4 protein-coding genes are annotated in these 9385 nt (G+C 61.9%); 3 read left to right on the forward strand and 1 reads right to left on the reverse strand.

All coding sequences use genetic code 11. The features are described 5' to 3' along the window. Window positions 1–256 precede the first annotated feature (256 nt). Entirely contained in the window at window positions 257–2224 is a 1968-nt protein-coding gene (locus ACH0CP_RS18050; RefSeq protein ID WP_406890023.1) for an AAA family ATPase, read from the reverse strand. Window positions 2225–2450: 226 nt separating this feature from the next. Between ACH0CP_RS18050 and ACH0CP_RS18055 the strand changes: the two genes are divergently transcribed. From ACH0CP_RS18055 to ACH0CP_RS18065, 3 genes are read left to right on the forward strand one after another with little or no spacing between them, the layout of a single operon-like run. After that, on the forward strand, window positions 2451–5465 hold the full coding sequence (locus ACH0CP_RS18055; protein ID WP_406890025.1) for a BPTD_3080 family restriction endonuclease: 3015 nt from the start codon (window positions 2451–2453) through the stop codon (window positions 5463–5465). Then, window positions 5462–6496 carry a hypothetical protein gene (locus ACH0CP_RS18060; RefSeq protein WP_406890026.1) on the forward strand — a complete coding sequence of 345 codons (1035 nt, stop codon included), beginning with the start codon at window positions 5462–5464 and terminating at the stop codon, window positions 6494–6496. Before ACH0CP_RS18055 ends, ACH0CP_RS18060 begins: the two co-directional genes overlap by 4 nt. After that, window positions 6496–9282, forward strand: a complete 2787-nt coding sequence (locus ACH0CP_RS18065) for a site-specific DNA-methyltransferase (protein WP_406890028.1) — start codon at window positions 6496–6498, stop codon at window positions 9280–9282. Before ACH0CP_RS18060 ends, ACH0CP_RS18065 begins: the two co-directional genes overlap by 1 nt. Window positions 9283–9385: the final 103 nt, after the last annotated feature.

Genomic DNA, 9385 nt, shown 5'->3' on the forward strand with positions numbered 1-9385 from the left:
ATACCTGCCGCTCAGACCAACGGAAATCCGCGGTTCTTGCAGGATTGCCGCGCCCTTGTGACTCTGACGTGTGCGGGTGTCCAGTGCTCTTTCGAAATGACCGCTTAGCCCATAGCGGTCGTTCGCCGAACTGAAGCGAACTGGCAGAACTCGCCCTTCGGCCAGATGACACGGAAGGATTTCTAGCACCCGCTCGATACGGCATCGCGCACCCGTCGTCCCCGTGATCACTCTCGATTCACCAAATCCACGTTGCTTAGCATGCGAATTCCCCGATCCGCTGAAACGCTTTCTCGAAGCGGTCGAGTGTCTCTTTGACGGCCTTGCTGGAGCCGCTGAGCAGCTTGGGGTGCTGGAGCAGGTAGGCGGCGGGATCGTAGTGGCTGAACTCCGGGATCTCTGGCGGCAAGAGCCGAAAGTACGCCTCCGCCTTCTTGACCATGCGCATCGTGTTCGTGTCGGCGGCTTCGAGCTTCTCTACCGTCAGAGCGTGCTCTTCCTTCAGGCCGTAGGTGGCGTTCACGAGGTCCACGAAGAGCTGAGGTGCGAAGAAGTCCTCGATGTCAGCCTCCTCCTTGCCCGCGATTTCGGTCGCGAGGATGATCCGCTCCTGGGCGAGGAGCGCCGACTTATAGAGGTCGTCTAACTTGCGCTTCTGCCCTCGGTCGAAGTCGGTGAGCACGGCCACGTTGAGCTTATTGCCGTAGAATAGCTTCACGAACGGAAGCACCTTGTCGATGCCGCCCGAGGGGCAGAGTGCCCAGCGGGCGGCGAGGTGCGCGCGGCCCGCCGCCTTCAGGGCGGCGGAGGCGATCTGGAGGTAGAGGACGTCGCTCGGCCCCTCCACGAGGAGCGTGTTCTTGCCGATGATGAGCGTCTGGGTGATCTCGAAGCCCATCGCGCCAAACACGGGGAAGTTCGTCTGCGGATCGGTGGTGAGAACGTCCGATCTGATCTTGGTGCCGATCGACTTCTTCCGGCCACGCGCGTCGATCTCAACAACGTCCTCGACGGTCCGGACCGAGGCGAGGTCATCCGGCGGCACCATGAAAGGCGAATGGGTCGACCAGATCAGCTGGTGTTTCGGCGCGATCTGCTCGGCGAAGTAGCGAAGCAGGTCGAGCTGAGCGGTGCCGTGCAGCGTCAGGCCAGGCTCGTCGAGGAGCAGGATGACGTTGCCGTGTTTCTTCCGGATCTGCGCGAATTTCACGAGAAAGGAGAAGAACCAGATGAAGCCGGCGGAGCGCTCGGAGAATGGCACCGTGACGCCGTGCAGGCCGTTCTCGACGCGCGCCCGCGCCACTGGGCCGCTGTTAAACGGAGCAGGATCGCCGGACTTGCCCTCAGAGAGGACGACCTTGATCTTCAGCTCGTCGTTTTGGGTCCAGTACTCGAAAATCTGATCGGTGATGCGCAGGGCGGCGGCCTCGCACTTGGCGTTCAGCTCCTCGAACTGGTCGGTCGCGGTGAGGTCCTCCAGCGTCGTGCCGGCGTACTCAAGGAAGTCGAGGAAGACGCGGTCGCCGCTCGCCATCTCTACGCCGTTGCTGCGATCCTGCGCTAGCTGGTTGATCGACACCTCGCCGCTCATGCGGTCGTAGTGCGAGAAGTACATGAAGCGCGGCATCCGCTCGCTCAGGATGTCGATCGCCCTCAACGAAGCATCGTTTTTCCTGAACTCCTTGATCGCATCCAGGAGGGCCTGTTGACCTTCGGATCGCACGTCTGCCGCCTCAAGACGCGCTGCCACGCGAACGGTGGTGCTAGATCCGGCGAGTTGCGTCCTCTCCTCAGTCGTCAGGCCGTGGGTGTCTACTAGGTGGGCGACAACGGATGCCTCGTCGAGCGGCACCGTCCACGTCGTGCTGGTCTGTTCGTAAGTCTTGTAGACCTCGATGATCCGTCCATTCAGTGCCTTTGTGCCCAGCTCGGCGGCGATCGCCCTTACGTCGTCATCGTCGAGCTCCCAGGACGTCCTCATGACGACCGCCTCGCCGCTGCCGTGATCCTCGACGTAGTCGGCGAACGCGCGCCTGGGATAGTTCGTGATCTTGCCGTATTCGGTGAAGGCCTTATCGGTGGACCGCAGACCTTCGAGCGCCTTGAGGAAGGCCGACTTGCCCGCCTCGTTCTTGCCGACCAGACAAGTTGACTGGCCGATCTCGACGGGGTTCGAATCGATGATGTTGCGGTAGTTCGTCGCCTGCGCGCGGATCAGCTTCACCTTCTTCTCCCCAAGTTCTGCCGCTGGCCTGTCTCCAATGAAAGTTGTGCGACCCCAGGCGGTACAAAGGCCGAACATCGAGAACCAGCGGTCGGCTGTCAACTGAACGCTTGTGACACCATCGGCCGCGTCATTGGCTTGAAATGCTTGACGCCACCCTGCTTGCGGAACCATTCAGGAACGAAGCTGGGGCTAGCTGGAATCGGGAGCGGCGGGATGGCGGCGTATGAGTGAAGTTTTTTTTCGGTCCCCCATCCTTAATTCACCTTACGAACAACCCACCAACCATTGGGAACTCGATTCCAACGGGCAGCCGACGAACTTGATTGTCCGTCGTCGCCGTCAAAGTGCTCTCATCTCTCCTATCCCGAAGGCGCGGAAGGTCAGAGGCAAGGCTGTGCAGGCGGACCTGCTCACCGATGAACTCGGCCAAGAATATAATCCGACCGAGGTGATCAACGGCATACGCTCCGCCGTTGATAGTTGGCGCACGCTGCCGGAGAGCCAGTGGCAGGTGACGCCTACGACGGCGCGCTTGCTCCGCCATTGGCGCAGCCACAACTTCGCCAACCAACGCCCCTTCTTCTGTCAGATCGAGGCGGTGGAGACGGTAATCTGGCTGACCGAGGTCGCCCCGCGCTCCTCGTCCCAAGGCCGCCGCTTCTGGACGCATCTCGAAGCCGCGAACGCCGCTTCAAATCCAGAATTGATGCGAATGGCGCTCAAGCTGGCGACCGGCGCTGGCAAGACGACGGTCATGGCGATGCTGATTGCCTGGCAGACGCTCAATGCCGTTCGCCATCCCAACGCGAAGCGCTTCTCCAAGGGCTTCTTGGTCGTCGCACCGGGCATCACGATCAAGGATCGTCTGCGCGTCCTCCAGCCCAACGATCCAGAAAGCTATTACAAGAGCCGCGAGATAGTGCCCGAGGACATGCTGCTCGACATCGGCCGGGCGAAGATCGTCATCACCAATTATCACGCGTTCAAGAAGAAGGACGAGGTGCCGCTCAACAAGGTGCAGCAGGCCGCCCTGCGCACCACCCCCAAACCGGAAAGTGACGGGGCCATGATCCGCCGCGTGGCCGGCGAACTGATGGGCCTCAAGAACATCGTCGTGCTGAACGACGAAGCTCATCACTGCTATCGCGAGCGCCCGCTGTCAGAAGAGGAGCAGAAGGCGCTCAAGGGGGACGAACTGGCGGAGGCCAAGGAAGCGAACGAAGCCGCGCGCCTATGGATTTCGGGCATCGAGGCGGTGAAGCGCGAGCTCGGCGTGTCGATGGTCTATGATCTGTCCGCCACGCCATTCTTTCTGCGCGGCTCCGGGTACCGCGAAGGCTCGCTGTTTGGCTGGGTGATGTCGGACTTCAGCCTGATGGATGCGATCGAGTGCGGGATCGTGAAGCTGCCGCGCGTGCCCGTGATGGACAATGTCCCCGGCGGCGATACGCCGATGTTCCGCAACCTGTGGGACCATGTCGGCAAGCAGTTGCCCAAGAAGGGCCGCGGCAGTGCCAAGGGACTGGATCCCCAGAAGCTGCCCAACGAGCTACTGACCGCGATTGACGCCCTATACGGTCATTACGAAAAGACACACGCGCTCTGGCGCGAGGCCGGCGTCGGGGTGGATCCCGTCTTCATCGTGGTGTGTAACAACACCGCCACTTCCAAGCTCGTGCATGACTATATCGCCGGCTACGCGATCGAGGACACCGAAGGCAATATCACGCCGATGAAGGGCAAATGCCCGCTGTTCCGCAACTTCGATCCTGACGGATCGGCGCTGCCTCGGATGCGTACGCTGTTGATCGACAGTCAGCAACTCGAAAGCGGCGAGGCGATCAGCGCTGAGTTCCGCGATGCCGCCAAAGACGAAATTGCCCGTTTCAAGGACGAGCTGATCCAGCGCACGGGCGACCGCGCGGCCGCCGAGAAGGTCGATGATGCCGCTATCCTGCGCGAGGTGATGAATACCGTCGGACGCAAGGGGCAACTAGGCGAAGGTATCCGGTGCGTCGTCTCCGTCTCGATGCTGACCGAGGGGTGGGACGCCAACACCGTCACCCACGTGCTCGGGATCCGAGCCTTCGGCACGCAGCTCCTGTGCGAGCAGGTGATTGGCCGTGCGCTCAGGCGCCAATCCTATCAGCTTCAGCCGGACGGGCTCTTCGCCGTCGAATATGCCGACGTGCTCGGCATTCCTTTCGACTTCACCGCCCAGCCTGTGGTCGCGCCGCCGAAGCGGCCGGAAAATATGGAACGCGTCCACGCCATCAGCCCTGCGCGAGACATGTCCGAGATCCGCTACCCGCGCGTCGAGGGCTACCGCACAGAGTTGCCGAGCGAGCGGCTGACCGCCTCCTTCTCCGAGGATTCCACGCTCGAGCTGACCCCCGAGCTCGTCGGCGCGACCGAAACGGTCAATTCGGGCATCATCGGCGAGACGGCTGACCTGACCATCGAGCATCTGGCCGACACCCGCGCGGCTACGATCCACCTGAAGCTCGCCGAATGGATCGTAAAGCGGAAGATGACGAACGCCGGGGACCGGCCCAATGTCGGCCTGATCATCCAGATGAAGTTGATCGTGCGGCAGTGGATGGCCCACCACCTCGTGCTGGCCGGGGGCACCCAGCCGGCACAGCTCCTCTATTACAACATCGCCGATCGCGTGGCCGATCGGATCATGGCCGCCATCACCCGTGGGCAGGAAGGCGGCGGCCGCGTGCTCGCGATGCTTGATCCGTATAATCGCGAGGGCAGCACCGGGCACGTCAGCTTTATGACGAGCAAGGACCGCTACGAGACGAGCGAGCGCTGCCACATCAACTATGCGGTGATCGACAGCGACTGGGAGGCCGAATTCTGCCGGGTCGCTGACCGGCACCCGCGCGTGCTTGCTTGGGTGAAGAACCACAATCTCGGCTTCGAGGTGCCCTACAGCGCCGGGGGCGAAGCACGACGCTATCGCCCGGACTTCATCCTGCGCATCGACGATGGGCGGGGCATTGACGACCCGCTCCACCTGGTCGTCGAGATCAAGGGCGCGCGCGACGAGGACGACAAGGACAAGGCGGAGACCATGCGCACCCTGTGGGTGCCCGGCGTCAACGCACTGGGTGAGCACGGCCGATGGGCTTTCGCCGAGTTCACGGACGTGTGGACCATCGCCACGGAGTTCGCGGCGAAGGTCGAGGCTTGGCTCGATGAAATAGCAGTGGCCGGGGTGGTTGCATGAGTTTCGAGAACATCATCGTCGCGAACATCGGCTGGTCTCCCAAATATGACGGAGAACGGATCAGCAGCACGATGGGGTATGTGGCCGAGCATGGTACCGGCGCTGAAGCCTATAATTTCTCACCGAGCGGCGACGGGCTCTTCTACGGATATATCCGCAACGGTGAGCGGCTTTCTGAACGCAGCGATCGCTTGTGGACCATTGTGTTCATCTCGAAACCACGGGAAGCTGACCTGCTCCGCGTTGTCGGGTGGTATGAGGATGCCGTCGTCGGGGGATATCGTACTCGCCCTGAATATGGATACGATCCCGCCTTCCCTGAAGTCCGTCCCGGTGAGCGGTTTATCTTCAGCGCAGTGGCGGCCAAGGCCTTTGTGGCGAACACCGAGGACCGGGAACATCTGATCCTGCCGCGGGGCCATCGGATCAAAACAGCGGGGCTCTACTTCGCTGCCGGCGAAGATAATCCGCTGGACAGCGCTGATCAGCGTTCGTCCCGCGCGACCATGGCCGATTGGATCCGGCGGATATTGCCGCCTCTCCGAGATACATCCCGTCTCGACCGGCCTCTGATCGTCGAGCCGGTCGCGCTGCCGGGTATAGAGATCGATGATGGAGGGGCGCCCAGCGGTTACAGTCCGGTTGCGGAAAGTGATGAGCATCGTGCCCTGCGCCTGTGGGCGCAAGCGAACTGTCTGCCGTTCACCGGGCAGAACGGCGCTGCCGGCGAGACTGAATGGCCGTTGCCGTCAGGAGATCGGGTCGATGCCGTTCATGATACAGCCGATGGGCTTTGGCTGATCGAAGCGAAATCCCGGCGATCGGGTGATCTCGATCTTGAGCGGGGGATTTATCAGTGCATCAAATATCGTGCTGTCGCGGAAGCCAAGCGCCAGAACAATGGGCAGACCCGCCCAATCCATGCCGTTCTGCTGACCGAGCGCGACCTTCCGTCGCGCCTCGCTGAGCTCGCCGCCCGCCATGACATTCGGCACATGAAGCACGTGTGCCAGACCGAGGATCCCGCCTGATGGCAAGGAAGCCGCTTACCGTCGAAACCCTCACCCATGACGAAGCGTCGAGGCGCAATGCGCCGACCGCCGAGCTGGAGGCCTTCGTGCCGCCGGAGGTGAAGACGCCGATCCGCGCGGCCTATGACCGGCGCAATCCGGATCTAGATCCGCAACTCGTCTGGCGGGGCAAGGATGTGGCCGACTGGTCCGATCTGATCGTCGAGGCGCCGCCGCTCTACATCCAGGAGAAGATCCACCCCAAGGCGCTGGTCGAGGATCTGAAGCGCGCCAGCCAGCGTCGCGCCGAGCCGGAGCAAGCGCCGGACCTGTTCGCCGACTTCAACGGGATCGAGCCGGACCAGCGCACCGAGTTCTACGAACACGACCAGCACTGGTCGAACCGGATGATCCTGGGCGACGGGCTGAAGGTGATGGCGAGCCTGGCCGAGCGCGAGGGGCTCAAGGGGCAGGTGCAGTGCATCTATATCGACCCGCCCTATGGCATCAATTTTGGCTCCAATTTCCAGTGGAGCACCACCATCCGCGATGTGAAGGACGGCAAGTCCGACCATTTCAGCCGCGAACCCGAACAGGTTAAGGCGTTTCGCGACACTTGGGCCGATGGCATCCACAGCTATCTCACTTACCTTCGCGACAGGCTAACCGTCGCGCGAGACCTGTTGGCCGAAAGCGGCAGCGTGTTCGTGCAGATTGGCGACCAGAATGTGCATAGGCTGAGAGCGTTGATGGACGAAGTTCTGGGTGAAGAGAATTTCTTTGCCCAGATCGCGGTCAAGAAAACGCTCGGTTTGGGGTCTGGCGGCATCGCTGGAACTCTAGATTATGTACTTTGGTATGCGAAAAACTCAAAGGTGGTGAAGTTTAGACCCATCCCAGCGCCTCGAACTATCGGCGAAGGAACTGGGTACACTTGGAAACAGTCAGACGTAGGCACATTCACGCGGATGAACGCCGAAGAAAGGCTTAATGCCGCTGACGAGTTTTCACCAGAGCAAGTGTTCTGTGCAGCGCCCCTCATGTCTTCAGGGTATACCGAGACCTGTTTCTACGATTTCGATTTCGAGGGGAAAACGGTTAAGAGGCAGAAGTACTCGTGGAAAACCACTAAATCAAATCTGCAGCGCCTCATTAAGGCGGACAGAATACTGAAGCCTGGGTCGTTACCGAACTACAAGCTTTTCGCGAGTGATGTGCCGACCGAGGCGATGTCCAACTTCTGGGACGACTGCCGCGCTTCCGGGATGGTATACGTTGTGCAAACTGCGAACAAAGTCATCGAACGCTGCATCCTGATGACCACCGATCCCGGCGACCTCGTCCTCGATCCCACCTGTGGATCGGGCACCACCGCCTATGTCGCCGAGCAATGGGGCCGCCGCTGGATCACGATGGACACCAGCCGCGTCGCGCTGGCGCTTGCCCGCGCGCGGATCATGGGTGCGCGATACCCTTGGTATCTTCTCGCCGACAGCCGCGAGGGGCAGGTGAAGGAGGGCGAGGTTACGCGCACCGTCCCCGCCGACACGCCCACCTATGGCCGGCTGCGTCAGGGCTTCGTTTACAAGCGCGTGCCGCACATCACGCTCAAATCCATTGCCAACAACGCCGAGATCGACACGATTTGGGAGAGCTATCAGGCGAAGCTGGAGCCGCTGCGTCAATCGATCAACGCCACGCTGGGGACAGATTGGCAGGAATGGGAAATCCCGCGCGAACTGACCGCGCAGCAGTCCGCCGCTGCAGAACCTCACGCAGCATGGTGGCAGGCGCGCAACGCCCGCCAGAAGGAAATCGATGCCTCCATCGCCGCCAAGGCGGACACCGAATACCTCTATGACCAGCCCTATGAGGATAAGGGTCGCGTCCGGGTCGCCGGCCCGTTCACGGTAGAGAGTCTCTCACCCCATCGCGTGCCCGCCGTGGACGCCGATGACAGCCTGTTCGACGAGCTCGAAGCTGCGGAGGGCCGGCGGCAGAAGGGCGCGACGGCCGAAAGCGTCGACTTCGCCGAAATGGTGCTGGAGAACCTGAAGCGCTCGGGCGTACAGCAGGCGCACAAGGCCGACCGGCTGGTCTTCGCCTCGCTCAAGCCTTGGCCCGGCCGCTTCATCTGCGCCGAGGGCGCGGTGCGGCAGGCGTCCGAAGGTGAGAGCGACACGCTGGCTGACAGTCCCACACGCCGTGCCGCCATTCTGGTGGGGCCGGAATATGGCACCGTCGCGCGCGCGGACCTGACCGCTGCGGCGCGAGAGGCAATGGAGGCGGGCTTCGATCTGCTGATCGCGGCGTCATTCAATTTCGATGCCCATGCGTCCGAGTTCGACCGCATGGGCGCGCTCACCGTGCTTCAGGCGCGGATCAACCCGGACCTGCACATGCCGGATCTCGCCAATACGGGCGCAGGCAACCTGTTCACCGTATTCGGCGAGCCGGACATCCAGGTGCACGAGGAAGCAGACGGCTGCATCAGCATCGAGGTCGCCGGCGTCGACATGTACAAGGGCGGCGAGATCGTCAGCGGGGACGCTGACGACATCGCCGTCTGGTTCATTGACACCGACTACAATTACGAGAGCTTCTTCGTCCGCCATGCCTATTTCCCCGGCGCGAGCGATCCCTACAAGGCGCTCAAGACGACGCTGAAGGCCGAGATCGACGCCGACGCGTGGGAAAGCCTGAAGCGCACCCGCTCGCGCCCGTTTCCAAGACCCGCTGGCGGCAAGGTGGCGGTGAAGGTCATCAATCACCTCGGCGACGAGGTGATGAAGGTGGTGGGGGTGTGACCGTTAGGTCGCGGGTAACAGGGGGGAGTGTCCGCCGTCAGCACCTATGGCACAGATTTGAGGTTGTGAATTAAGGAGGGTTGGGGCTTCGTCGTAGTGACGA

This window comes from Sphingomonas sp. 179-I 2A4 NHS, assembly GCF_045369135.1.
Lineage (GTDB): Bacteria > Pseudomonadota > Alphaproteobacteria > Sphingomonadales > Sphingomonadaceae > Sphingomonas.

Coding starts and splice junctions, on each gene's coding strand:
- ACH0CP_RS18065 (WP_406890028.1), top strand. CDS start 6,496: ATGGCAAGGAAGCCGCTTACCGTCGAAACCCTCACCCATGACGAAGCG.
- ACH0CP_RS18060 (WP_406890026.1), top strand. CDS start 5,462: ATGAGTTTCGAGAACATCATCGTCGCGAACATCGGCTGGTCTCCCAAA.
- ACH0CP_RS18055 (WP_406890025.1), top strand. CDS start 2,451: ATGAGTGAAGTTTTTTTTCGGTCCCCCATCCTTAATTCACCTTACGAA.